This window comes from Bradyrhizobium pachyrhizi (assembly GCF_029714545.1).
In the GTDB taxonomy this organism is placed as follows: domain Bacteria; phylum Pseudomonadota; class Alphaproteobacteria; order Rhizobiales; family Xanthobacteraceae; genus Bradyrhizobium; species Bradyrhizobium pachyrhizi.
On the sequence record NZ_CP121667.1, the window covers coordinates 5,745,633 to 5,770,902 of the forward strand.

At 63.7% G+C, this 25,270-nt stretch carries 21 protein-coding genes and 1 pseudogene; 13 read left to right on the plus strand and 9 right to left on the minus strand.

The features are described from left to right. Positions 1 to 83: 83 nt before the first annotated feature. The 6 genes from QA639_RS27270 (at position 84) to QA639_RS27295 (ending at position 7,782) form a co-directional block, all read left to right on the plus strand. A complete protein-coding gene (locus tag QA639_RS27270; protein WP_283087716.1) occupies positions 84 to 1,733 on the plus strand; it encodes an ABC transporter ATP-binding protein in 1,650 nt (549 codons plus the stop codon). Positions 1,734 to 1,955: 222 nt separating this feature from the next. Continuing rightward, complete coding sequence (locus QA639_RS27275; RefSeq protein WP_283087717.1) at positions 1,956 to 3,476, plus strand: M81 family metallopeptidase; 1,521 nt, start codon at positions 1,956 to 1,958, stop codon at positions 3,474 to 3,476. A gap of 6 nt (positions 3,477 to 3,482) precedes the next feature. Beyond that, a complete protein-coding gene (locus QA639_RS27280; protein ID WP_028336101.1) occupies positions 3,483 to 4,655 on the plus strand; it encodes a M20 aminoacylase family protein in 1,173 nt (390 codons plus the stop codon). After that, entirely contained in the window at positions 4,648 to 6,066 is a 1,419-nt protein-coding gene (locus QA639_RS27285) for an amidase (RefSeq protein WP_028336100.1), read from the plus strand. Before QA639_RS27280 ends, QA639_RS27285 begins: the two co-directional genes overlap by 8 nt. Before the next feature lie 142 nt (positions 6,067 to 6,208). Continuing rightward, on the plus strand, positions 6,209 to 7,099 hold the full coding sequence (locus QA639_RS27290) for a crotonase/enoyl-CoA hydratase family protein (protein WP_018272348.1): 891 nt from the start codon (positions 6,209 to 6,211) through the stop codon (positions 7,097 to 7,099). Beyond that, complete coding sequence (locus QA639_RS27295) at positions 7,096 to 7,782, plus strand: alpha/beta hydrolase (RefSeq protein ID WP_283087718.1); 687 nt, start codon at positions 7,096 to 7,098, stop codon at positions 7,780 to 7,782. Before QA639_RS27290 ends, QA639_RS27295 begins: the two co-directional genes overlap by 4 nt. Positions 7,783 to 7,829: 47 nt before the next feature. Here the strand turns inward: QA639_RS27295 and QA639_RS27300 are convergent. Then, positions 7,830 to 8,201: pseudogene (locus QA639_RS27300) on the minus strand (IS5 family transposase); the annotation flags it as partial. Positions 8,202 to 8,709: 508 nt separating this feature from the next. Between QA639_RS27300 and QA639_RS27305 the strand changes: the two are divergent. Further along, positions 8,710 to 10,359 carry an arylsulfatase gene (locus QA639_RS27305; RefSeq protein WP_283090630.1) on the plus strand — a complete coding sequence of 550 codons (1,650 nt, stop codon included), beginning with the start codon at positions 8,710 to 8,712 and terminating at the stop codon, positions 10,357 to 10,359. 163 nt (positions 10,360 to 10,522) lie between these two features. Beyond that, positions 10,523 to 12,199: an arylsulfatase gene (locus tag QA639_RS27310; RefSeq protein ID WP_283087719.1), complete on the plus strand. Its 1,677-nt coding sequence runs from the start codon at positions 10,523 to 10,525 to the stop codon at positions 12,197 to 12,199. A gap of 256 nt (positions 12,200 to 12,455) precedes the next feature. Here the strand turns inward: QA639_RS27310 and QA639_RS27315 are convergent, their stop codons facing one another. From QA639_RS27315 to QA639_RS27330, 4 genes are all read right to left on the minus strand, one after another. Beyond that, a complete protein-coding gene (locus QA639_RS27315) occupies positions 12,456 to 13,382 on the minus strand; it encodes a ketopantoate reductase family protein (protein WP_283087720.1) in 927 nt (308 codons plus the stop codon). 126 nt (positions 13,383 to 13,508) lie between these two features. Continuing rightward, positions 13,509 to 14,486 carry an NADPH:quinone oxidoreductase family protein gene (locus tag QA639_RS27320; protein ID WP_283087721.1) on the minus strand — a complete coding sequence of 326 codons (978 nt, stop codon included), beginning with the start codon at positions 14,484 to 14,486 and terminating at the stop codon, positions 13,509 to 13,511. After that, the gene (locus QA639_RS27325) at positions 14,486 to 15,097 is read right to left on the minus strand and encodes a 2-hydroxychromene-2-carboxylate isomerase (RefSeq protein ID WP_283087722.1); all 612 of its coding nucleotides are present in this window, start codon (positions 15,095 to 15,097) and stop codon (positions 14,486 to 14,488) included. The genes QA639_RS27320 and QA639_RS27325 overlap by 1 nt, the downstream gene beginning before the upstream one ends. Positions 15,098 to 15,196: 99 nt before the next feature. Continuing rightward, on the minus strand, positions 15,197 to 15,901 hold the full coding sequence (locus QA639_RS27330) for a glutathione binding-like protein (RefSeq protein ID WP_157346379.1): 705 nt from the start codon (positions 15,899 to 15,901) through the stop codon (positions 15,197 to 15,199). A gap of 707 nt (positions 15,902 to 16,608) precedes the next feature. Between QA639_RS27330 and QA639_RS27335 the strand changes: the two genes are divergently transcribed. Then, on the plus strand, positions 16,609 to 17,631 hold the full coding sequence (locus QA639_RS27335) for a methionine synthase (protein WP_157346383.1): 1,023 nt from the start codon (positions 16,609 to 16,611) through the stop codon (positions 17,629 to 17,631). Positions 17,632 to 17,647: 16 nt separating this feature from the next. Here QA639_RS27335 and QA639_RS27340 read toward each other — a convergent pair whose 3' ends face one another. From QA639_RS27340 to QA639_RS27350, 3 genes are all read right to left on the minus strand, one after another. Further along, the gene (locus tag QA639_RS27340; protein ID WP_157346385.1) at positions 17,648 to 18,271 is read right to left on the minus strand and encodes a hypothetical protein; all 624 of its coding nucleotides are present in this window, start codon (positions 18,269 to 18,271) and stop codon (positions 17,648 to 17,650) included. A 168-nt stretch (positions 18,272 to 18,439) separates the two neighbouring features. Further along, complete coding sequence (gpt, locus tag QA639_RS27345; RefSeq protein WP_028336090.1) at positions 18,440 to 18,967, minus strand: xanthine phosphoribosyltransferase; 528 nt, start codon at positions 18,965 to 18,967, stop codon at positions 18,440 to 18,442. Positions 18,968 to 18,973: 6 nt separating this feature from the next. Next, the gene (locus QA639_RS27350; protein WP_028336089.1) at positions 18,974 to 19,726 is read right to left on the minus strand and encodes a competence/damage-inducible protein A; all 753 of its coding nucleotides are present in this window, start codon (positions 19,724 to 19,726) and stop codon (positions 18,974 to 18,976) included. 225 nt (positions 19,727 to 19,951) lie between these two features. On the opposite strand from QA639_RS27350, the gene QA639_RS27355 reads away from it, so the two are divergent. The 4 genes from QA639_RS27355 to QA639_RS27370 all read left to right on the plus strand — a co-directional run bounded on the left by QA639_RS27355 (position 19,952) and on the right by QA639_RS27370 (position 24,126). After that, positions 19,952 to 21,370: a circularly permuted type 2 ATP-grasp protein gene (locus tag QA639_RS27355; protein WP_157346387.1), complete on the plus strand. Its 1,419-nt coding sequence runs from the start codon at positions 19,952 to 19,954 to the stop codon at positions 21,368 to 21,370. Positions 21,371 to 21,540: 170 nt separating this feature from the next. Beyond that, on the plus strand, positions 21,541 to 22,485 hold the full coding sequence (locus tag QA639_RS27360) for an alpha-E domain-containing protein (RefSeq protein WP_018272359.1): 945 nt from the start codon (positions 21,541 to 21,543) through the stop codon (positions 22,483 to 22,485). 185 nt (positions 22,486 to 22,670) lie between these two features. Beyond that, positions 22,671 to 23,513, plus strand: coding sequence for a transglutaminase family protein (locus tag QA639_RS27365; RefSeq protein WP_157343321.1), 843 nt, complete (start codon positions 22,671 to 22,673; stop codon positions 23,511 to 23,513). A gap of 187 nt (positions 23,514 to 23,700) precedes the next feature. Beyond that, entirely contained in the window at positions 23,701 to 24,126 is a 426-nt protein-coding gene (locus QA639_RS27370; protein WP_028336086.1) for a carboxymuconolactone decarboxylase family protein, read from the plus strand. A gap of 30 nt (positions 24,127 to 24,156) precedes the next feature. On the opposite strand, the gene QA639_RS27375 is transcribed toward QA639_RS27370, so the two are convergent. Continuing rightward, a complete protein-coding gene (locus QA639_RS27375; RefSeq protein WP_157343319.1) occupies positions 24,157 to 25,254 on the minus strand; it encodes a dihydrolipoamide acetyltransferase family protein in 1,098 nt (365 codons plus the stop codon). Positions 25,255 to 25,270 lie beyond the last annotated feature (16 nt).

A 25,270-nucleotide genomic window follows, 5' to 3' on the forward strand; every position in this document is an offset into this window, starting at 1 on the left:
GTTCGATGCTTCGCATCGCCCCGGAATGACGCAAGACGAAAAACATCGCGGTCGCTCCTCGTATTGCCGGTGGAATCAGTCCTATGACCAACCTCGTCCTCGACATCAGCAATCTCGTCGTCGGCCTCGGCCGCAAGGCGGATGCGCATCGCATCATCGACGACCTCTCGCTGCAGGTACGTGAAGGCGAGACGCTCTGCCTGGTCGGCGAAAGCGGCTCGGGCAAGTCGGTGACATCGCTCACCGTGATGGGCCTGCAGCAGAAGGGCACGCTGGTGCCGTCTGGCGGCAGCGTCAAACTGGTCGGCGAGGAACTGCTCACCGCCAGCGACCGGCGGCTGCGGCAACTCCGCGCCACACGGATGGCGATGATCTTCCAGGAGCCGATGACCGCGCTCAATCCGGTCGTGCCGGTCGGCCGCCAGATCGACGAGGTGCTGCGCGCCCACACCGATCTCGACTCCCGCGCGCGGCGTCAGAAAATCCTGGCGATGATGGAGCATGTGCGGCTGCCGGATGTGGAGCGCATCTTCTCCTCTTACCCGCATCGCCTCTCGGGCGGCCAGCGCCAGCGCATCATGATCGCGATGGCATTGGTTCTGGAGCCGAAGCTCCTGATCGCGGACGAGCCAACCACCGCGCTCGACGTCACCACGCAGAAGCAGATCCTCACCTTGATCCGCGACCTGCAACGCGATCACGGCACGGCTGTTCTGTTCATCACCCACGACATGGGCGTGGTGGCCGAAATCGCCGACCGCGTCGCGGTGATGCGACACGGCCGCCTGGTCGAAACCGGCCCGCTGCAGGACGTGCTGCGCACTCCGAAGATGGAGTACACCCGCAACCTCTTGTCCTCGGTGCCGAGCCTCGTGCCGCGCGCGCCGCGCCCGGAGACGACCGAGCCCGTGGTGCTGGAAGCCAACGAGCTCAGCAAGGTCTACCGGGAGCGGTCGCTCTACGGCAAAGCCCGCGAGGTCGCCGCCGCCAGCAACGTCACGCTCACTCTGCGCAAGGGCCGCACGCTCGGCATCGTCGGCGAAAGCGGTTCCGGCAAGTCGACGGTCGCGCGCTGCATCGTGCGCCTGATCGACCCGACCTCGGGCGGGGTACGCCTCGCCGGCCGCGAGATCTCCGACCTGTCGCGCCGGCTGTTGCAGCCGCATCGCCAGAAAATCCAGATCATCTTCCAGGATCCCTACCGCTCGCTCAATCCGCGCGTCACCGTCGGCGAGAGCATCGCGGAAGGCCCGGTCAATTACGGCATGCCGCGCAAGGATGCGCTGGCGCGCGCGCGCGAGCTGCTCGAGCTCGTCCATTTGCCGCCCGACGCGATCTCGCGCTATCCGCACCAGTTCTCCGGCGGCCAGCGCCAGCGCATCGCGATCGCGCGCGCGCTGGCGCTCGATCCCGACGTGCTCGTCGCGGATGAGGCGGTGTCCGCGCTCGACGTCTCGGTGCAGGCGCAGGTGCTGGATCTGCTTGACGAAATCCAGCGGCGGCTGGGCATCGCGCTGCTCTTCATCACGCATGATTTGCGCGTCGCCGCACAAATCTGCGACGACGTCGCCGTGATGCAACATGGCCGCGTCGTGGAACAGGGACCGGCCGCCGAGGTGCTGACCAATCCGCAGCAGGCCTATACCCGCGCGCTGCTCGATGCGGCGCCCGGACGCGGCTGGGACTTCGCCAACTTCCGCCCCGTTTCGGAAGGCATTGTGGCGACGGCCTAGGTCTTTAGCCTCAAGCCTTTCCGCCCACAGGGCATGCAAATCCGCTGGTGCTCCCCGGCTTGCGCTTGGCGCGACGACACGCTTAACGTCGCGCGCTAGAGCGTGGCTCTGAAGGCGGACACCGGTCTTCCCCGGAGATCACGCTCCAACCAACGAGGTGAGATCATGACGCGCGCCGTCATGATCGCATCATGATCGAAGAAACGTATCGAGACCGACTTGATGACCCGCATTGCCGTTGGCGGCTTCCTGCACGAGACCAATACCTTCGCACCGACGAAGGCAACCTATAACGATTTCGTGCATGGCGGCGGCTGGCCGTCGATGACGCATGGCGCCGACGTGCTCAAGGTCATGCGCAAGATCAATGTCGGCCTTGCCGGGTTTGTCGAGGCAGCGGAAGCCAATGGCTGGGAGCTGGTGCCGACGATCTTCGCCGCAGCGAGCCCGTCGGCGCATGTCAGCAAGGATGCGTATGAGCGGATCGTAACGGAGATGGTCGACGGCATCGCCGCGGCCGGACCGATCGACGCCGTCTATCTCGACCTGCACGGCGCCATGGTCACCGAGCATTATGACGATGGTGAAGGCGAAACGCTGGCCCGCGTGCGCAAGGCGATCGGCAACGACCTGCCGCTGGTGGCGAGCCTCGATCTGCATGCGAACGTCTCGCCAAAGATGATCGAGCATGCCGATGCGCTGATTGCCTACCGCACCTATCCGCATGTCGACATGGCCGAAACCGGCCGCGCCTGTGCCCGGCATCTGGCGCTGATGCTCAAGTCCAGGCAGCGCTTCGCAAAGGCATTCCGGCAATTGCCGTTCCTGATCCCGATCAGCTGGCAGTGCACCAACGACCAGCCGACCAAGGGCATCTATCAAAAGCTCGCCGCGCTCGAGAGCGACGTGGTGCCGACGCTGTCGTTTGCGCCGGGCTTCCCGGCTGCCGATTTCAGGGATTGCGGACCGAGCGTATTCGCTTACGGCCGGACCCAGGCCGATGCGGATGCCGCCGCCGACAAGGTCGTCGCCCTGGTCGAAGGCCATGAGGATGATTTCGACGGCCGGATCTATTCGCCCGACGAAGGCGTGCGGCTGGCGATGGAACTGGCGAAATCGGCCAGCAAGCCGATCATCATCGCCGACACCCAGGACAATCCCGGCGCCGGCGGCGATTCCGACACCACCGGCATGCTGCGCGCGCTGGTACGCAACAAGGCAAGTGCCGCGACCGGCGTGATCTACGACCCGCAATCCGCGAAGGCCGCGCACACCGCCGGTGTCGGGGCATCAGTCACGCTCGAGCTCGGCGGTAAGTCCGGCATTCCCGGCGACGCGCCGTACCGGGAGACTTTTGTCGTCGAGCAGCTCTCGGATGGAAAATTCGTGGCGCCCGGTCCCTATTTCGGCGGCCGCGACATGGATATGGGCCCCTCGGCCTGCCTGCGGGTCGGCGACGTCCGCGTCGTGGTCGGCTCCTACAAGGCCCAGCTTGCCGACCAGGCGATGTACCGCTATGTCGGCATCGAGCCGACGGCGCAGAAGATTTTGGTCAACAAGAGCTCGGTGCACTTCCGCGCCGATTTCGAGCCGATCGCCGAGAAATTGCTGATTTGCGCCGCCCCCGGCGCGATGCCCGCCGATACCGCCACGCTGCCGTGGAAACATTTGCGTGCCGGCATTCGTATCAAGCCGAACGGCCCTACTTTCACACCCACCTCCCCATCACGCACAAACGGATAGAGAGCCATGCCGACCATTGAGCGCATCGACAGTTTTGCCGACGAACTCACCGCCATCAGACGGGATCTGCATGCGCATCCCGAGATCGGCTTCGAGGAGGTCCGCACCTCGGGCATCGTCGCCGACAAGCTGACGAGCTGGGGCATCGAGGTGCATCGCGGCCTCGGCGGCACCGGCGTGGTCGGTGTGCTCAAGGGCAAGGGCAACGGCACCAAGAAGATCGGCCTGCGCGCCGACATGGACGCGCTGCCGATGGAGGAGAACACCAATCTGAAGTGGCGTTCGACCATCCCCGGCCGCTTCCACGGCTGCGGCCATGACGGCCACACCACGATGCTGCTCGGCTCGGCACGCTATCTCGCCGAGACCCGCAACTTCGACGGCACCGTGCATTTCATCTTCCAGCCGGCCGAGGAAGGCCTCGGCGGCGCCCGCGCCATGATCAAGGACGGCCTGTTCAAGCAGTTCCCCTGCGACGAGGTCTACGGCTTGCACAACGCGCCCGACCTCAACCATGGCGAGATCGCGATCCTGCCGGGCCCGGCAATGGCCGCAGCCGACTTCTTCGACATCAGGATCCAGGGCTACGGCGCGCATGGCGCGATGCCGGAGCGCTCCAAGGACGCGGTCGTGATCGCAATGACGCTCGGACAGGCGTTGCAGTCGATCGTCAGCCGCAACGTCGATCCGCTGCAGGCTGCGGTGCTGTCGATCACGCAGATCCATTCCGGGTCGGCCTACAACGTGATTCCCGGCGAAGCCTGGATGTGCGGCACGGTGCGCTGCTTCTCCGACGAGATTCGTGAGCTGATCCGCAAGCGCATGCGCGAAATCTCCGCCGGCTTTGCGGCGGCATATGACGCCGAAATCTCGGTCGAGATCCGCGACGGCTTCAGCGTGCTGGTGAACCAGGAAGAGCAGTCCCGCGTCGTCGAGGAAGTTGCGCGCACCGTCGTCGATCCGGCCAAGGTTATCACCCGCTCGACGCCCAAGATGGGCAGCGAGGATTTCGCAGACATGATGCAGGCCATTCCCGGCGCGTATTTCTGGGTCGGCCATGACGGCTCCGTGCCCGTTCACAATCCCGGTTACGTTCTCGACGACAAGATCCTGCCGATCGGCGCCAGCATGTTCGCCCGCATCATCGAAAAACGCATGCCGGCAGGTGCGCATGCATAAGCCCAAAGGGGACGCCATCACGTCGCTGCACGATCTCTCCGCCGTCGACCTGCTCGCCGGCTATCGTGCCAAGCAGTTCTCGCCGTCCGAGGTGTTGGAGGAAATCATCTCCCAGGTCGCAACCTGGGAGCCGCACATCAAGGCGCTATATCTGTACGACCCGGAAGGGGCGCGGAAGGTCGCCAGGACCTCGACCGAGCGCTGGCAGCAAGCCGAGCCGGCCGGCACGCTGGATGGCGTTCCCGCCACCATCAAGGACAATGTCGCAACCAAGGGGCAGCCGGTGCCGCTGGGCGCGGCGAGCGTGAAGCTGGCGCCCGCGGAGAAGGATGCACCGCCCGCGGCGCGGCTGCGCGAGGCCGGCTGCGTGATCTTCTCCAAGACCACGATGCCGGACTACGGCATGCTGTCGTCGGGCCTGTCGTCGTTCCATCCCCTGACCCGCAATCCCTGGGATGTCAGCAAGAACCCCGGCGGCTCGAGCGCCGGCGCGGGCGCGGCAGGCGCTGCCGGCTACGGTCCCTTGCATCTCGGCACCGATATCGGCGGCTCGGTGCGGCTGCCGGCCAACTGGTGCGGCCTCGTCGCATTGAAGCCGAGCCTCGGCCGCGTGCCGATCGACCCGCCCTATGTCGGCCGCATCGCCGGTCCGATGACCCGCACCGTCGACGACGCCGCGCTGATGATGAGCGTATTGTCGCGTCCCGATCGCCGCGACGGCATGAGCCTGCCGGCGCTCGAGGTGAACTGGAAGGCGCTGGAGAAGTCGCCGCGCAAGCTGCGCATCGGGCTGATGCTCGACGCCGGTTCCGGCCAGAAGGTCGAGAAGGAGGTTCGCGAGGTCGTCGTGAAGGCCGCGAAGGCGTTCGAGTCCGCCGGCGCCGTCATCACCGAGATCGACGGCATCCTGACGCCCGAGATGCTCGAAGGGCTCGACAATTTCTGGCGCGCCCGGACCTGGGATGAGCTGTCGAAACTGTCGCAGGCCGACCGCGGCAAGACCCTGCCCTACATCCTCAACTGGGCCGAGGCCGGCGCAAAGCTCTCCGGCGTCGATGTGGTGCGCGGCTTCAACATGACGATGGCGATCCGCGCGGCCGCCGCGAAATTGTTCTGCGAGGTCGACTACGTGATCTCGCCGGTATCGCCGGTGGTGAACTTCCCGGCCGAGTTCGCAGCGCCGCTCAACGATCCGGCAAAGCCGTTCGAGCACATCTGCTTTACCGTGCCGTGGAATATGTCGGAGAACCCGGCGCTGTCGATCAACGGCGGCTACGACAAGAAGGGCTTTCCGATCGGCGTCCAGATCATCGGCCGCCGCTTCGACGACATCGGCGTGCTCGGCATGGGCAAGGCGTTCGAAAGCCTGCGCGACCCGCAGAAGCCGTGGCCCGCGCCGCCGAAGAAGTGAAGCAGCGCCTCAACGCAAGTCAGGATGCGCGGGGCCAAGCCTGCGCATCCCTCTTCTTCACAAGGGATGATTGCCGGGTTAACTGGATGGAGACGCGCGCCAGCGCCGTTCATTCAAAGAAAACCGAGAGGAAATCATCCCCATGGCGTATGAGACGATCAAGTACGAGGTCGCCGAGCAGATCCTGACCATCACGCTGAACCGGCCCGACAAGCTCAACGCCTTCAACGCCACGATGCAGCAGGAGCTGATCGACGCGTTCGACAAAGCCGACAAGGACGACGACGTCAGGGCCATCATCGTGACCGGTGCGGGCCGCGGCTTCTGCGCCGGCGCCGATCTTTCATCCGGCGCCAACACGTTCGACCGCGATGCGCGGCGCGGTCCGGTCAAGCGCAATGCCGACGGCAGTGTCGACTACAGCGATCCGCAGGTGCGCGACGGCGGCGGGCAAGTGACGCTGCGCATCTTCAAGTGCCTGAAGCCGGTGATCGCCGCGGTGAACGGCCCGGCGGTCGGCATCGGCGTCACCATGCAGCTTGCGATGGATATCCGCATCGCCTCCGACGCTGCGCGCTTCGGCTTCGTGTTCTCCCAGCGCGGCATCGTGCCGGAAGCCGCATCGAGCTGGTTCCTGCCGCGCATCGTCGGCATCTCGCAGGCGCTGGAATGGTGCTATTCCGGCCGCGTCTTCCCGGCGCAGGAAGCGCTCGCCGGCCGGCTCGTCAGCAAGGTGGTGCCGCCCGACGATCTGTTGCCGACCGCGCGTGCGCTCGCCAAGGAGTTCGCGGCCAAGACCGCGCCGGTGTCGGTGGCGCTCATCCGCCAGATGATGTGGCGCATGATGGGCGCCGACGACCCGATGGAGGCGCACAAGGTCGACAGCCGCGGCATCTATGCCCGCGGCCGGTCCGACGACGTCAAGGAAGGCGTGGTGTCGTTCCTGGAAAAGCGCCCCGCGCAGTTCAAGAACAAGGTGTCGTCGGACATGCCCGACTATTTCCCGTGGTGGCAAGAGCGCGACTATAAGTGAGCGAACGGCGCCCCGCGGCGTCCACACGTGACGGCGTCGTCCTGTTGCATGGCATCAGCAGGACGGCGCGCTCGTTTCGCAGGATGGAGCTGGCGCTGCGGGCGGCCGGCTTTGCCACCCTGAATCTCGACTATGACAGCCGGCGCAAGCCACTCGACGCGCTGGCCGAGGACATCCACTCCTCGCTCGATCGGTTCGCACGGAGCCTCGACGGCTCCGTGCATGTCGTCTGCCATTCCATGGGCGGTCTTCTGGCACGCGTCTATCTGGCAAGGCATCGCCCGGCGCGGCTCGGCCGCGTCGTGATGCTGGGCACACCGAACGGCGGCAGCGAGATCGCCGACCGCCTGAAGAACCTCGCGGCCTATCGCGCCTATTTCGGTCCGGCCGGCCAGCAGCTCGTCACCCGCCGCGGTGCCGCGACCAGCGCGCTGCTGCCGCCGATCGATTATCCCGCCGGCATCATCGCCGGCAACCGCTCGGTCTATCCGATCACCTCCATGGGCCTGCCGCGGCCGCATGACGGACGGGTGTCGGTCGCCAACACCAGGCTCGACGGCATGACCGATCACATCGTGATCCGCACCTCGCATCCCTGGCTGGTGCGCAACGCCGAAGCGATCGCGCAGACCATCGCGTTCCTGCAAGACGGGAAATTCAGCACAAATCGTCAGGTGGACTAGGACGCGGACTCATTAAGGCGCCGCCATAACCTGATTGACGCGAGTTGAATTTTGCTCGTTAAGCCGCAGCGTGACCTCCCCATCGATTGGCGCTGGTTTCGTGTGATGCAGGCTCCATGCTGATGGACACGGACAATGGAGGTGTCGATCATCTGGACAGCGGCGGCGTGGGCAACGGCAAGTGCGTCTATGATGTGGCCCCAGACACCAGCCCGCCGCCAGCGGACGAAACGGTTATAGCAGGTCGTGTTGGGGCAAAAATGATCCGGCAAATCGCGCCAAGGTGCCTTGGATCGCAGGACCCAGAAGATGCCGTTGAGGACACGCCGGTCGTTTACCCGAGGAACGCCACGCGGCTTGTTCGGCAGCATGGGCTTGATGGCCACCCATTCATAGTCGGCGAGTTCGTAGCGTATCATTCGCCCCCCAGTTTGGGAGTTTGAATCACAGGGTCCGTCCAAGCGCAACGCTTCCGGCCCGGCCCCGGTTCGGCGCTCACGGGGTAGAAGCGGACATCAACCTGCCGACAACCCCGCTGAATCCGTCGAAAATGACCCGAGCCGGACATCGGGTGGGAGACTTTGGATGTCAGCTCCGACAATTGTCAGGTCGAAAACGACGGATGAGCGAAATGCCCTTCAACGTCAGCATCACTGACGGAAGCGCGAACACCGCGTCGCAACCTGCATTCTGTGGTTGTTCGGCTTGATCTGGATCAAGAGCAGAAACTTTCGAGAACTAGAAGTTTGCTTCCGGTGGATGACGTGCACTGCAACCGGGAGAGTGACCATGTTTGATTGCATTCTCAAGAACAAGTCACGAGCTAAAGCGAACGTGCCGAAGACGACTGGTTGGCACAAGCGGGCCACCACTACATTCCTTGGAGTGACGACGCTGGTGTCATTGTCGTTGACGGGGCTGACGAGTATGCCCGCTGCGGCACAGCAGCAGCAGCAGAAGCCCAACATCCTTTTCATCATGGGTGACGATATCGGGTGGATGCAGCCAAGCATCTACCACCGCGGATTGATGGTCGGAGAGACGCCGAACATCGACCGCATCGCCAATGAAGGCGCGATGTTCACGAACTATTACGCCGAACAGAGCTGCACGGCAGGGCGTACAGCCTTCATCACCGGCATGCAGCCGGTTCGCGTCGGCATGGTTTTGCCAGAAATTCCCGGCAGTCCATCTTATCTGCGGACGGGGACGCCGACGCTTCCCAAGTTCCTGCTCGATCTCGGCTACACCACCGGCGAATTCGGCAAGAACCATCTCGGCGACCACACCGAGTCGCTGCCGACCGCGCAAGGCTTCCAGGAGTACTGGGGCTATCTCTATCACCTCGACGCCATGCAAGGTGTGAGCTTCCCGGACATCAACAAAACCCCGACCCTGCAGACCCTTGCCCCGCCATGCCAGAACACACCGATCCCGGGCGTCGCCGAGGTCCCTGGCGCTGTGGATCCGAAGACCACGATCTGCCTGACGCCGCCGCGGCCAATGCTGGCGTGCAAGTCCTCCGACGGCACTGCAAAAAACATGATGTGCAAGGATGAGGGCCCGCTGACCCTCGAGCGGTCGAAGACCGTGGATGAGGAAATCTCGGCGAAGGTCGTAGACTTCCTCGATCGCAATGACCCGAAGAAGACCAACAAGCCTTTCTTCGTCTGGTACAACCCGGCGCGCATGCACATCACGACCGTGCTGCCGGACAAGTACCTGGCGATGGTGGGCGAGCCCGGCGGCAAGGATTGGGGCGTCAACGAAGCCGGCATGAAGCAGATGGATGACAACATCGGCGTCGTGCTGAAGAAGCTCGAAGACATGGGCCAACTCAACAACACGATCGTCGTATTCACCACCGACAACGGCGCCGAGACCATCACCTTCCCGGACGGCGGCACCACGCCGTTCAAGGGCGGTAAGCTCAGCACCTGGGAAGGCGGCATGCGCGCTCCGATGGTGGTCCGTTGGCCTGGCGTCATCAAGCCCGGCACGATCAAGAACGATATGTTTTCCGCCCTCGACTGGCTCCCGACTTTCGTCGAGATCTGCGGCGGGCCCAAAGGCGACGCACTGAAGCAACAGGTCGAGGCCGGCTATCCCAATATGGTCAAGACCACCCTCGACGGTATTAATCAGACCGATTACCTAAGCGGCAAGTCCGACAAGTCGCCTCGCGACCACTTCTTGTATTACTCCGGCAAGGAGCCGTCGGCGGTCCGCTACAAGAACTGGAAGATGTACTTCGCGATGGTCTCCGACGCACCGTCGGGCTTCATCAATGGTGTGCGGCCCTACTCTTGGACCCAGGTCGTCAACATCAAGCGTGATCCCTTCGAGACCTCCGTTGGCGAACAGCAGAAGACGCTGTTCGGCATGGCCGGGGCGATCGCGTCTCCGTCAACCGCCTATGTCTATGACTGGAACATGCTGCCCATCGGGCAGCAGTTGTGGTTGAGGCACCTTGAGACTTTCATCAAATTCCCGCCGCTGCAGGACCCTGCCAGCTACAACCTGGAACAGGTCATGCAGCGAGTAAAGGACATGAGGACGGCCGGCGCCAGCGACTAGTCGCATGCCCGCACCGCGATCCGAGATCGCCAGAGCAAGCGGCCAGCCTAAGGACCGGCCGCTTGTCCCAGAGTATCGCACAAACTCTCCAACGAATTTGGACGGGCAGGCCGACGTCGCTTTTCTGCCCGCCGTCAAGCGCTAGGTTAAACGGAGGATTCCTATGAAGATCGGACTCACGTTATGTAGTGGTCTGTTTGTGGGCGTCGCTGCGGCAACGATGGTTACCATGCCGGCCACCGCGCAACAGCAAAAACGGCCCAATATCGTCATGCTGATGACTGACGACACTGGTTGGAACGATTTCGGCGCCTATAGTGGCGGCGGCTCTGCACTTGGCCATCCGACGCCGAACATCGATCGCATCGCAAAGGAAGGCGCGACGTTCACCAGTTGGTACGGTCAAGCAAGCTGCACCGCAGGGCGCGCCTCGTTCATGACTGGGCGGATTCCGATTCGCACCGCGCTGTCGATCGTGGTCGTCCCGGGCGACGAAAATGCGCTTAAGAAGGAGACGCCAACCATCGCCGAGTTCTTCAGTAGGAATGGCTACTCGACTTACTTTTCCGGCAAATGGCATCTCGGCGACAAACCTGAGGCTTATCCGATTGAGCATGGCTTCGATGAGATGAAGGCTTTCGCGGCATATTATCCAGGCGTCTACACTTATGCCGATACCTCGAAGTGGTTTCATCCGTGGTTCCCCTCCTACAACCCGGAGTTCGCAAAAGAATATTTTGAGATTGTGAACATGTACGAATGGGAGGGAGCGGCGGGGCAGCCAGCGAAGCGAGACGAATACATCACATATGACCGTCTTGCCGACTTCGATGTCCGCCAGGCCGACTATGCAATCGACTATATCAAGAAACACGCCAAGGACTCCAAGCCGTTCTTCATGGATGTAAACTTCATGAAGATGCACAATCCGACCAATGCTTCAGCGAAATTTGCTGGCAAGTCGCATCTTGGCGACTACTCGGATTCGCTCCTTGAACTTGATGATAATATCGGGCGGATAATGGATGCGATCCGTGCCGAAGCGCCTGACACCATCGTCATCGTGACAGCAGATAACGGCGCGTGGCAGGATGCCTATCCCGACGCCGGCACCACCCCTTTCCGCGGCGAAAAAGGTACTGCATTTGAAGGCGGTTGGCGGGTACCCGGGTTGATGTGGTGGCCCGCACACATCCCGGCGGGCGCGCAGTACCATGAAATGATGTCGCATATCGACTGCTGGGCGACGCTCGCCAAAATGGTCGGCCTGACCGCGCCGCCGCACGGCGCCTGGACCGACAACAACGGCAAGCCCATTTACTTTGATAGCATCGACAACAGCGAGTACATCCTCGGTCGATCGAAGCACTCAGCACGACGGTCGTGGGTTTATATCGACGGCGAGAACTTTATGGGAGCACGTACCGACATCGCCGGTGATCCAACCAATCCAGACCTCAGCATCGCGTGGAAGTATCTGTGGACTGCAAAGGATACATGGTTGGGACCGGAACAAAACCTCGGCTCAATTGGAGCAGCCTACAATTTGACCATGGATCCGTTCGAGAAGTACGATATGGTGTTTAATGGTGCTGTACCGTCGCGTCTGCCTCAGACCTCACCGGGCAGATATGCTGGACAGGACAACAGCTGGCTCGGGGCGCTAATCGTGCCAGTCGTGATGGAGTTCAACAAGTCCATCGTTGACTATCCCAGCATGAAGCGTGCTCCCGGCGGCGGCTCGAACGATTGGAGGCCCAATCTCCAACGCCCAGACAATCCAGTGCCGTTGCTGGATATGAAAAAACCCCAGCGAGTTAAAGCGATCGGAGCTGACTAGTTCGCCACTCGTTCAGAGTGGAGGCTGCATCAAACGGCCGACGGATTGCCTGTAAGCGATGGCGGGTCATTAGCTCGACTCGCCACGCGCCGTTCCCTGTGTCCCACGGACTGGTGTGCCACTGAAACGTTCGAAACCACGAGTCAGCTTCTGGCCCATCGCAACGTATTGCGCTGCCGCACGAACCCGGTCGCTGCAGGGGCAAAGCGGACATTGCGTTCGTCGCATCACGTCGCTGGGTTTATGGGTACACGGCCTAGGCGTGGGCGTTACCCATCCTGTGCAGCTTGAGCATGGCATAGACGGCATTGTTGGCTGGCGTAGGAATGCCAAGCGGGCGGGCGAACTCCACGACCTTTCCGGCGAGCCAGTCGAGTTCGAGCCGGTTGCCGCGTTCGAGATCGTGCAGCATGGAAGCCTTGAAGGTGGGCGGCGAGGCTTCCGCGAATTTCATTCGATCCTCGGCAAAATCCTCCGGAATCGGAACGCCCCTGGCACGGCCGACCGCGACCACCTCGCTCATCAGGCTGTAAAAGAACGCTCGCGTATCAGGGTCGGCCAGGATCGGCCCCAGCGGCTGGCGGGTCGTTGCGGTCGCGCCTGATAGTCCGACGAGGAATACAAATTTCTGCCAGCGCTCCCGGTCAATCCCGTCGGACACCGAGATATCGATGCCGGCCGCATGAGCGGCGTCGGCAAAGGCCTTGAGGCCCTCATCGGGCTTACCGTCGGTTCTGCCGCAGACCATGCGCGCGAACTGGCTCGTGTGGGTGACGACGCCAGGCGCGGACAGCACCGTTGCAATGTAGGCACTTCCGGCGACCACGTTGTCGGCGCCGAGAATCGGGGCAATCCTCTCCGCGCTATCGACACCGTTCTGCAACGGGATCACCCGGGTGCGGGGTCCGATCAGAGGCAGAGACAACCTGGCTGCCGTCTCGCTGTCCCAAAGCTTGACCGCGAACAGCACGATATCGACCGGGCCGACCGTGGCAGGATCATTGGTCACGTTGGGTTCGGGCAAATGAAGATTGCCAAGCACACTCTCGACCTTGAGACCGTTTTTTCTGATCGCCTCGAGGTTGGAGCCGCGTGCGATAAAGAACACGTCGTGTCCTGCCGCGGCCATACGTGCTCCGAAATAACCGCCGAGGGCACCGGCCGCCATCACAGCGATACGCATGTCATCCTCCCCCTGTAGCGACGTTCAGCCGGCAGAGGATATCACGCGACGGACCCGGGTTCGATTCCCTGAACGCCGGGCCCTTCGCGTCATTTGGCTGCACCGCTGAATTTGGGCGCTGTGGTTTCACGGCCTCGTCAGCAGCGCTACGCGCCCGATCGCCTTGCGCTCGATCAACAGCCGCATCGCCTTCGCATAGTCTTCCAGCGGCAGCCGGTGCGAGATATTCGGCCGCACCCGGCCGGCCTCGGCCCATTCGCTCAGCGCCTTGAACCTGACCTCGCCGAGCGCGGGATCCTTGCGCACCGCCTCGCCGGCACGGACGCCGAGCACGCTCGCGCCCTTGATCATCAACAGATTGGTGCGGGCAAGACCGATGCCGCCGGTGAAGCCGACGACGAGAATCCGCGCGCCCCAGTTGATGCAGCGCATCGAATTCTCGAACACCTCGCCGCCGACGGGATCGAACACGACATCGGCGCCGCGGCCGTCGGTGAGCCGCTTGACCGCATCGCGGAACGGCTCGCGCGCGTAGAGCACGAGATGATCCGCGCCGCGCGCCTTGGCGATTGCAAGCTTCTCTTCGCTCGAAGCCGCGGCGATCACGGTGGCGCCGAGCAGCTTGCCGATCTCGACCGCGGCAAGCCCGACGCCGCCGCCGGCGCCATGCACCAGCAGCACCTCGCCCGGCTTGATCTGCCCGCGATCGATCAGCGCGTGATACGCGGTGCCGTGCGCGGCCAAGAAGGTCGCGCCTTCCGCGTAGTCGAAGGTCGACGGTACCGGCACGAGCTGCGACGGCGTTGCAACCGTCTCGTCGCAATAGGCGCCGAAGCGCATCTTGACGATCACCTTGTCGCCGAAGGCGACACCGGATGCTGCATTGACCTCAACGACATCGCCGGCGGCTTCCGAACCCGGCGTGAACGGCAGCGGGGGCTTGAGCTGATACTCGCCGGCGGCCATCAGGATGTCGGGGAAGTTGATCCCGGCGGCCCGGATCGCAACCCGCACCTGGCCCGGCTTCAAAGGCACCGAGGCAAAGTTCTCGAGCTGTAGGCGCTCGGGCGGGCCGAGTTCGCGGCAAACGACGGCTTTCGGCATCAGGCGGCCCGCGCCTTGAGGCGTGCCAGCGCCTCGCGGATCAACGGCAGGCGATCGTTGCCGAAATACATGTCGGTCTTGTCGAGATAGATCGTCGGCGAACCGAAGCCGCCGCGCGCCATCACCTCCTCGGTGTTGGCCTTGAGCTGATCCTTGATCGCCTGGTCGCCGATGCCGGCAAGGAATTGCGCCGGATCGATCCCGAGCTTGCTGCAGATCTCGCTCAGCACCGCATCCTGCGAGATGTCCTTGTCGTCACCCCAATAGGCCTCGAACACCGCGCGCGCGAACGGCACCATCTTCTCGTTGCCGAGAAGGATGCAGCCGCGCATCGCCTTGACGCTGTTCACGGGGAATACGGTCGGCGGCATCTTGATCGCAAGGCCTGCCGAGTGCGCCCAGTCGGCGAGGTCCTTCTTCATGTAGCGCGCCTTCAGCGGCACCGGCTTCTCGCGCTGCGCGTAGACCGACGGATTGACGGTGTTGAAGATTCCGCCGACCAGGATCGGCCGCCAGGTGATCGGCGTGTCGAACTCCTTCGCGATCGGCTGGATGTTGTGCCAGGCGAGATAGGTCCACGGGCTGGAGCAGTCGAAGAAGAATTCGATCATTGGCGTTTCCTTTGTCTTTTCCACGTTCATTCTCGTCATTCCGGGATGCGCCGCAAGGCGCAGGGCTCGCGACCGTGTCGCGCCGCGGAATAACGGGCATCATTTCTTCTCGACCAGCTCCTTCGCACGCTGGCCGAACATGTTCTTGCGCGATTCCTCGTCAAACGGCTCCTTGACGAATTTTCCGATCGCAAGGCCCGCCTGCACCTGCGGCCGGGCGCGCACGGTGGCGTACCAGCGCTTGATATTCGGAAAATCGTCGAGGGTGAAACCCTGCGCCTTGTGGGTCATGGTCCAGGGGAAGCAGGCGATGTCGGCGATCGAATAGTCGTCGCCGGCGATGTAGGTGCCGGTCCTGCCGAGCTGGCGGTCGAGCACGCCGTAGAGCCGCGCGGTCTCGTCGCGGTAGCGCTCGATCGCGTAGGGAATCTTCTCGGCCGCATAGAGCGCGAAATGGCCGTACTGGCCGAGCATCGGCCCGAGACCGCCCATCTGCCACATCACCCACTGGATGACGTTCGACCGCGCGCGCAACTCCCGCGACAGGAAACGGCCGGTCTTGTCGGCGAGATAGATCAGGATCGCGCCGGTCTCGAACACCGAGAACGGCCCGCCGCCGTCGGCCGGTTCATGATCGACGATGGCGGGGATCCGGTTGTTCGGGCTGATCGCCAGGAATTCGGGCCGAAACTGCTCGCCGGCGCGGATGTTTACCGGGATCACCCTGTAAGGCAGCCTCAGTTCCTCCAGCATGATCGAGATCTTCCAGCCGTTCGGCGTCGGCGCGTAGTGCAGATCGATCATGAACAACTCGGCTGTCAGCTTGGCTAAGGTCTGATATCTTGCGGACTGATCGTGTGATCAGACCGAGCCGCATATTATGACCGACATCGAAATCGACAAGGTAATTTCGGGGCTCGAATCTGTCGGCGATCATCAATATGGGTGGGACACACTGTTTCGTGACCCAAAGACACGAAAATTCTGGGAGCTTGTGTATCCTCCGGACGGCGGACCGCGTGTACTCAGGCCAATTGCGGCTCGCGATGCACGAACGGTATATCATGCGGCATTTCATCAAATACGCGACCAATCCACGACTACTGGCTGGACGGCGAAACTCTCGAGAGCGTCACGTTCGTCGCTGACTACTGGCAACTTCACTTCGGCCGTACCACGATTTCACCCCTGACAAAGGTTGAAGTACGGGTGGATGGGATGACGAGCTGCAATGGAGACGAGCAATTCCGGAATCGTCTTTGCGAGCAGATCGGCAAAGCCGTCGAGAAATTTGATCTCACGCCGTCAGCGGCCTGCATCATTTCGTTCGAAGATCAGTCGGCGATCTGGATCTCCCTCGATCCGTGCGACTACCGCGGACCCGAGGCGCTGATGATATCAGGGACCGGCCATTGGCTTTCGATGTGAAAGCTGCTGCGTTTCGTTGTTCTGTACGCCGACCTTAAGACATGGCACACAGGCCCTCAATCAGAACCCAACGGGAGGCACCCATGCTGTTTCCAACCACGATCGCAGGCTCGCTGCCGAAGCCGGAATGGCTGGCGGAGCCGAACATGCTGTGGGCACCCTGGAAGTCGGAGGGCGCCGAGCTCGCCCGCGCCAAGCGCGATGCCACGGTGCTCGCGGTCAAGCTGCAGGAGGATGCCGGCGTCGACATCGTCACCGAGGGCGAGCAGGCGCGCCAGCATTTCGTGCACGGCTTCCTCGAGCGGATCGAGGGCATCGATTTCGCCCACAAGGTCGAGATGGGCATCCGCAAGGACCGCTATAAGGCGATGGTGCCGCAGGTGGTCGCGCCGTTGCAGCTCAAGGGGCGCGTCCATGAAGGCGAAGCGCGTGCGGCGCGCGCCCACACCAAGAACAAACTGAAGTTCACCCTGCCCGGGCCGATGACCATCATCGACACCATCGCCGACAAGTATTACGGCGACCGCGTGAAGATGGCCTTCGCTTTCGCCGAGCTGTTGAACCAGGAAGCCAAGGCGCTCGAAGCCGACGGCGTCGACATGATCCAGTTCGACGAACCCGCCTTCAACGTCTACATGGACCAGGTGCGCGACTGGGGCATCAAGGCGCTGGAGCGCGCCGCCGAAGGCCTGAGCTGCGCCACCGCCGTGCACATCTGCTACGGCTACGGCATCAAGGCCAACACCGACTGGAAGCAGACGCTTGGCGGCGAGTGGCGGCAATATGAGGAGACCTTCCCCGTCATCGACAAGAGCACGATCCAGCAGGTCGCGATCGAATGCCGCAACTCGAAGGTACCGATCGAACTGCTCGCGGCGCTCCCCGGCAAGATCGTGCAGGCCGGCGTGATCGACGTCGCCAGCGACGAGATCGAGACCGCTGAGGACGTCGTCAAGGTGATCGAGGCGGTCGCGAAGCACGTGCCGAAGGGCAACATCATCGCGACCACCAATTGCGGCATGGCGCCGATGCGGCGGGACATCGCGGAAGCCAAGCTGATCGCGCTGGGCGCCGGGGCCAAGCTGGCGCGGCAGCGGCTGGCGTAAGGACTCCGCCGGTAGATCAACCCAGAACGGCCATCGCGCTCGGATGCAACACGGGCCGGTAGCCGGCCTGGAAGGCGCGCACCGTCGATGGCGGCGTCAGCAGCATGGCCGGCTCGGGTACGTCGGCCCGGCTGTAACCGGCGAACGACCAGCGCAGCGTGGCGCCGTCGGCGACGAGGTAGCTGTCCCCGCTCGCCTGCACCATCGTCCCGTCGGGCAAGTCGCGCAATCGCGTCGGCGGCGGATGCAGCCGCTTCTTGCCGCGGTCGAGCCGCTCGGCGTGCAGCACCGCATCCATCGCCTTGGCGCTGAGATCGCTTACACCGTTGCCCTGCTCCCAGCAGCCGCGAAACCGCTTGGCATCGTCGCGCCGGCAGTAGAAGCACGGCCGGTGTCCGGCCGCGAACGCGGTGGCCTCATCGAGGAAGAACAGCTCGGTCCAGCTCTGCCGGCTCATCACCTCGCGCCGCCGTCCCCTGAACTCGCAGACGCAGGTGAGCCACGCCGGCGACGACCAGCGCTTGTTCAGAAGCCTGCGCGTCGCGGGATCGTGGATGATGCCGCGATTGCCGGTGAAGGTGCCGCGACGGTCTGAGGCGACGATGTCGCCTGATGGAGTGACGCGATTTTGCAGGGGCATGTTTCTTACTTCCCCCTCGCCCCGCTCTTGCGGGGAGAGGGTGGGGTGAGGGGCTGCTCCACAAAGATAGTGAGAGACGAGCTCGCGGTGAGTCCCCCTCACCCGGATCGCATTGCGCTTCGCTCCATGCAATCCGACCTCTCCCCGCAAGCGGGGCGAGGTGACGATCTACGCCGCCCCGTCGCGGATCGGCGGCTGGAACGACAGCGCGGTGTCCCAGGGAAAGTAGATCCAGGTGTCCTGCGACACCTCGGTGATGTACGTGTCGACCAGCGGCCGGCCCTTCGGCTTGGCGTACACGGTCGCGAAATGCGCATCGGGCAGCAATTGGCGCACCAGCCTGCCGGTCTTGCCGGTATCGACGAGGTCGTCGACGATCAACAGCCCCTTGCCGGTGCCGCCGCCGAGCTTGGCGGTCTGCTCCGAAATGCCCTTGAGCACTTTCAGATCGCCCTGCTTGTCATGGTCGTAGCTGGCGACGCAGACGGTATCGATGATCCGCAAGCCGAGCTCGCGCGCCACGATTGCCGCCGGCACCAGCCCACCGCGGGTGATCGCGATCACCGCATGGAACGGGCCGACCTCGTTGAGCCGCCAGGTCAGCGCCCGGCAGTCCCGGTGGAATTGATCCCACGAGACCGGGAACGGCCTGCCGGCTCGCTCCTGTGCACTCGGTTCGGAATTTCGTTCAACCATATCGTCTCAACCCGCCGGCTTCTTCTGCGCGGCCTGCACTTGCTTCAGCATCTCCTTCACCGCAGCCATTGCGGCTGCGAGCTTTTCCGGATCGCGCGAGCGGACCACGAGATTGGTGTTCGGCTTCTGATTCTCGTCCTGGAACGGATAGCTGCCGATGATGGTGTCGGGATTGGCTTCCGCGATCGCCCGCAGCGGGCCGCCGATGTCGCCCTCCCTTGCGTCGGCCCTGACCGAGTCCGACAGCATCCGCACGCCGGATTTCAGGGTCGGCGCCACGATGTCCATCATCGCCTGCATGATGGTGGGGATGCCGGCCATCACGATGACATTGCCGAGCTTGAAGCCCGGCGCCAGGATGGTCGCGCTCTGAATCAGTTCGGCGCCGTCAGGCACCCGGGCCATGCGCAGCCGCGCTTCGTTGAGGTCCTGCTCGCTCCAGCGCTCCCTGAACCGCGCCACCACCTCGGGGTGATGGTGGATATCGACCCCGAACGCCTTCGCCACGCTGTCGGCGGTGATGTCGTCATGGGTCGGCCCGATGCCGCCGGTGGTGAACACGTAGGTGTACCTATGCCGCAGCGCATCAAGGGCGGAGACGATGTCGGCCTCGTCATCGGCGACGACGCGGACCTCCTTCAGGTCGATGCCGATGTTGGTCAGGTATTCGGCGATGAAGCCGATGTTCTTGTCCTTGGTCCGGCCGGACAGGATCTCGTCGCCGATCACCAATATCCCCGCCGTGACGATCTCGCTCATGGTCTCATTCCCTAACTTGATCCCCGGACATTGCCGATCCAATGCCTTGATGTCACGGGGTTTTGCCGCCGAATTAAGCAGACCTCAGCCGGTTTTTCGGGCAGGCCTTCCACCTCACCCATAGCAAATGCCGCAAGCCAATGCATATCGCGCTGGCCCGCCCCTTGCTACCATCCCATCAAGTCATGCACTGTGTCACATGGCTTTGGAGGGCAGTCGGGCTATATGGCAGTCGCGTTCGATGAGATGAACGGCCTCGGCGAGGATCTCCGCCCGGCCTACCAGGAGCTCTCCCGCTGGCTCAAAGAGACGCCGCCGGATGCGCTCGAATATCGACGCCAGGAAGCGGAGCTGCTGTTCCGCCGGATCGGCATCACCTTCGCGGTCTATGGCGATGCCGAGGCCCAGGAGCGGCTGATCCCGTTCGACGTGATCCCCCGCATCATGTCGGCGACCGAGTGGACGCTGCTGGAGAAGGGCCTCAAGCAGCGCGTGCTCGCGCTCAACATGTTCTTGAAGGACATCTATCACGGCCGCGACATCTTGCGCGCCAACGTCATCCCCGAGGACCTGATCTTCCAGAACCCGGTGTTCCGGCCGGAGATGAACGGCCAGGACGTGCCGCACGACATCTACGTCCACATCGCCGGCATCGACATCATCCGCACCGATCCCGACAATTTCATCGTGCTGGAGGACAATGCGCGCACGCCATCCGGCGTGTCCTACATGCTGGAAAACCGCGAGATCATGATGCGGTTGTTTCCGGACCTGTTCGCGCGGCACCGCGTCGCGCCCGTGGAGCGTTATCCGGACGAGCTGCTGTCGGCGCTACGGTCGGTGGCGCCGCACAGCGCCTCCGCCGAGCCAACGGTCGCGCTGATGACGCCGGGCGTCTACAACTCGGCCTATTACGAGCACTCCTTCCTCGCCGACAAGCTCGGCATCGAGCTGGTCGAGGGGCGCGACCTCATCGTCAAGAACGACGAGGTGTTCATGCGCACCACCGAGGGGCTGAAGCGGGTCGACGTGATCTACCGCCGCGTCGACGACGATTTTCTCGATCCCCTCACCTTCCGGCCGGACTCCGCGCTCGGCGTCCCCGGACTGATGTCGGCCTACGCCGCCGGCAACATCACGCTCGCCAATGCGGTCGGCACCGGCATCGCCGACGACAAGGCGATCTATTCCTACATGCCTGATATCGTGAAGTTCTACCTCAGCGAGGAGCCGATCCTGAAGAACGTGCAGACCTGGCGCTGCCGCGAAGCGCAGGATCTGTCCTATGTGCTCGACAACCTCGCCGACCTCGTCGTCAAGGAGGTGCACGGCTCGGGCGGCTACGGCATGCTGATCGGCCCCGCCGCCACCAAGGCGACCATCGAGGCGTTCCGCGACAAGCTCAAGCGCGAGCCGGAAAGCTTCATCGCCCAGCCGACGCTGGCGCTGTCGACTTGCCCGACCTGCACCGACAAGGGGCTGGCGCCGCGCCATGTCGACCTGCGCCCGTTCGTGCTGACCGGCTCCAGCCACACCACCATCGTGCCCGGCGGGCTGACCCGCGTCGCGCTGAAGGAAGGCTCGCTCGTCGTCAATTCGAGCCAGGGCGGCGGCACCAAAGACACCTGGATACTGAGTGAGTGATTTGAAGCCAAACGCGCTGCGCGAGCCCTCCCTCCCCCTGCAAGGGGGAGGGTCGGGGTGGGGGTCGGCCGCATACGCCGAATGGAGAGAAGACCCCCACCCGCCGCTGCGCGTCGACCTCCCCCTTTCAGGGGGAGGTGAAACACGTTTCGTCTTGTAGGGACTATCGCATGCTGTCGCGCACCGCCGAAAACCTGTTCTGGCTGGCCCGTTATGTCGAACGCGCCGAATATCTGGCGCGCACCATCGATGCGACGTTGCGCGTCACCGCGCTGCCCGCGGCCTATGTCGGCAAGACCAATGAGTGGGATTCCGCGCTGCTCACCGCCGGCGTCGGCGCGAGCTTCTACGATCACTATGAGGAAGCCAACGAGCGGAACGTCATCGAATATCTGTCCTTCTCGTCGGAAAATCCGTCCTCGATCAAGAACTGCATCGAGGCGGCGCGGCTCAATTCACGCTCGGTGCGCACCGCGCTGACGTCGGAGATGTGGGACACCATCAATTCGGCCTGGATCGAACTGCAGGCGGTCTGGAACAAGGGTCCCGCCAACCGCGAGGAGCTGGCCAAATTCCTGCGCTTCGTGCAGGAGACCTCGCTGCGCTTCGACGGCTCGGCCTACCGCACCATGCTGCGCAACGACGCCTACTGGTTCTCGCGGCTCGGGGTCCATCTCGAGCGCGCCGACAACACCGCGCGGATTCTCGACGTGAAGTATCACATGCTGTTACCCGAGGAGGAGCATGTCGGCGGCCCGCTGGATTACTATCAGTGGACCTCGATCCTGCGCTCGGTGTCGGCGACAACAGCCTATCACTGGGTCTACCGGGAAACCTTAAAACCCTGGCTGATCGCCGACCTCCTGATCCTCAACGATACGCTGCCGCGCTCGCTTGCCAGCTGCTACAGCAACCTCGTGCGCAACCTCGACCAGATCGGCGTCGCCTATGGCCGCCAGGGCGCCTCGCAACGCCATGCCCGCGGCATCAGGAACCGGCTCGAGCACAGCAACATGGACGATATCTTCCAGCACGGCGTGCACGAATTCATCCAGGAGTTCATCGCGGACAACTCACGGCTGGGCGAGATCATCACCAAGCAGTATCTGATCTGACCGGTTTTGAGGCAAAATCTCGTCATGGCCGGGCAAAAGCGCGAAGCGCGTCTTTCGTAACATAGGTGACCCGGCCATCCACATCTTGCTTTCGCGGCCGATTAGGAAGAAAGACGTGGGTGCCCGGGAAGGGTCCGGGCATGACAGTCCTGTCCTGAAAAAACCGATTGAACACCGGTTGAGCCATGCGCCTGCGGATAGCCCATACCACCACCTATCGCTACGAGCCGGCGGCCTCGGGCGTGATCCAGATTCTGCGGATGACGCCCGGCAGCCATGACGGCCAGTATGTCGCGGATTGGCAGATCGACGTCTCGACCGACTCCCGGCTCGACACTCATGAGGACGCCTTCGGCAACGTCACCCATGTGCTGACGCATGGTTCGATCAGTGACCTCACGATCCATTGCGAAGGCCTGGTCGAGACCCACGACACCGGCGGCGTACTGAAGGGCACCGACGAGCGGTTTCCGCCGAGCCTGTTCCTGCGCACCACACCGCTGACCGACCTCAACCCGGCGATGACGGCCATCGTGCGCGAGCTGCGCACCGAGGCCGGCGGCGACGTGCTCGGCTTCCTGCACGCGCTGATGGTGCAGATCTACGAGCACATGACCTTCGACGAGGACCCGACCAACAGCGCCACCTCGGCCGCCGAGGCGTTCGCGCTGAAGCGCGGCGTCTGCCAGGACTACGCGCATATCCTGATCGCCTGCGCGCGCGCCGGCGGCGTTCCGGCGCGGTTCGTCTCCGGCCACTTCTTGCGCTCCGACGGCATGGTCAACCAGCAGGCCGGCCACGCCTGGGCCGAGGCCTTCGTGCCCGATCTCGGCTGGATCGGCTTCGATGCCGCCAACGGCATCTGCACCACCGACGCCCATGCCCGCGTCGCGATCGGCCTCGACTATCTCGGCGCCGCCCCGGTCCGCGGCACCCGCTATGGCGGCGGCAACGAGACGCTGACGGTCGCGGTCAAGGTCGACCAGGCCGGCCGTCCCGGCCAGTGGCAGAGCCAGACGCAGTCGTAGAGCTGGTCCCTCTCCGCGTCCGTCATTGCGAGCCAACGGGTCGCGCGAACGCGCGCCCGATGACAGGCTCCGCGAAGCAATCCATCTGACCGCTTGCGGAGGCTCGGATTGCTTCGTCGTTTCGCTCCTCGAAATGACGGCAGGGGTGCTATGATCGCTGCTGCAAACCGAACCAGCGAGACAAGCCATGGCCACCGTAAAACTGCTTTCCGACGACGAACTCTCGGCGGAGGCACGCGCCGTCTTCGACGACATCCGCAAGACGCGGAACTCGGACTTCGTCAACAATTTCTGGCGCGCGCTGGCGCATGATCCGAAGACCCTGCGGCGGACCTGGGAGAGCATCAAGGAGGTGATGGCACCCGGTGCGCTCGAACCGAAGGTCAAGGAGATGCTCTACGTCGCCGTCTCGGTGGCCCACGGCTGCAGCTACTGCATTCACTCACACACCGCGAGCGCCCGCGCCAAGGGCATGACCGACGCCGAATATCAGGAAATGCTGGCAATCGTCGGCATGGCCGCCGAAACCAACCGGCTGGTTACAGCGCTCGGCGTGCCCGTCGACGAGGCCTTCCTCGTCGATGCACCTGCGGGACGAAGCCAGGAGCCGTGACGCTCCTGCCTGTCTCGCGAATGAGTGATGTCACGAAATGCGCTCAACGTCGGATTTGAGGACAACTAGGAAACGGGCAGCTTCGCCGCCCGTCACCACCCGATGATCGAAGGTCAGCGATAGCGGCAGCGTGCGTCGGACCGCAACCTGCCCCCGAAGCGCGACCACGCGCTCCGAAATCCGCCCGGCGCCGACGATCGCCGTCTGCGGCGGCACGATGATGAGATTAGCAAACCGGCCTCCGATCATGCCGAAGTTCGACAATGTGATCGTCGCACCGCGCAGTTCCTCCGGGGGTATCGCGCGCGCGATTGCGTCGGCTCGCAGACGGTCGAGTCCGGCCCGCAGGTCCGATACGCTCCGCTCCGCGACATTGCGCAGCACGGGAACGATCAGGCCGCCGCCCGTGTCGACGGCGATGCCGAGATCGATGCGCCCGATCAGGCGCCGTTCTCCCGTACCGGAATGATACCAGGCATTGAGCGCGGGCTCTGCCTTGCAAGCAGCGGCGATCGCCCGCGCCAGGCGGATTGTCACGTCCTCGCCCTGCCGCCAATCGTCGATGTCGGCTTCATCGGTGACCGTCGCGGGGACGATTTCCGCATGCGCTGCCGCCATGCGTTGGGCCATCGCGCGGCGCAAGCCGCGCAGCGGCTCGGCAGGTCCGCTGTGAGACATCCGCTTCGCCGCCCTCTCGACATCGGCCCGCGTGATGGTGCCGCCGGGCCCGGTCGCCTCGACGAGATCGAGCGCGACGTCAAGCTTGCGCGCAAGGGCACGCACTGCCGGAAACACTTGGGCTCCCCGCCCGCTGGGCGGCGAAGCCGTTGCTGGCGCCGGCCGCTGCTCGCCGGTGTCGAGTTCGCCCACGATCGTGCCGGTGTCCTGCCCGGCGTCCTCGGCAAACTCGACGAGCGGCGCGCCGACCTTCACGATATCGCCCTTGGCACCGAACAGGCGCGCGATGCGTCCGCTCGACGGCGCCGGTATCTCGACCACCGCCTTGTCGGTCTCGACCGAAACGAGCGGCTGATCGGTCACGACGTGATCGCCCTCGTTGACGTACCAGGTGACGATCTCGGCTTCTTCAAGACCTTCACCAAGGTCCGGCAACGTGAACTGGCGCATGGCACAAGGTCCGTTG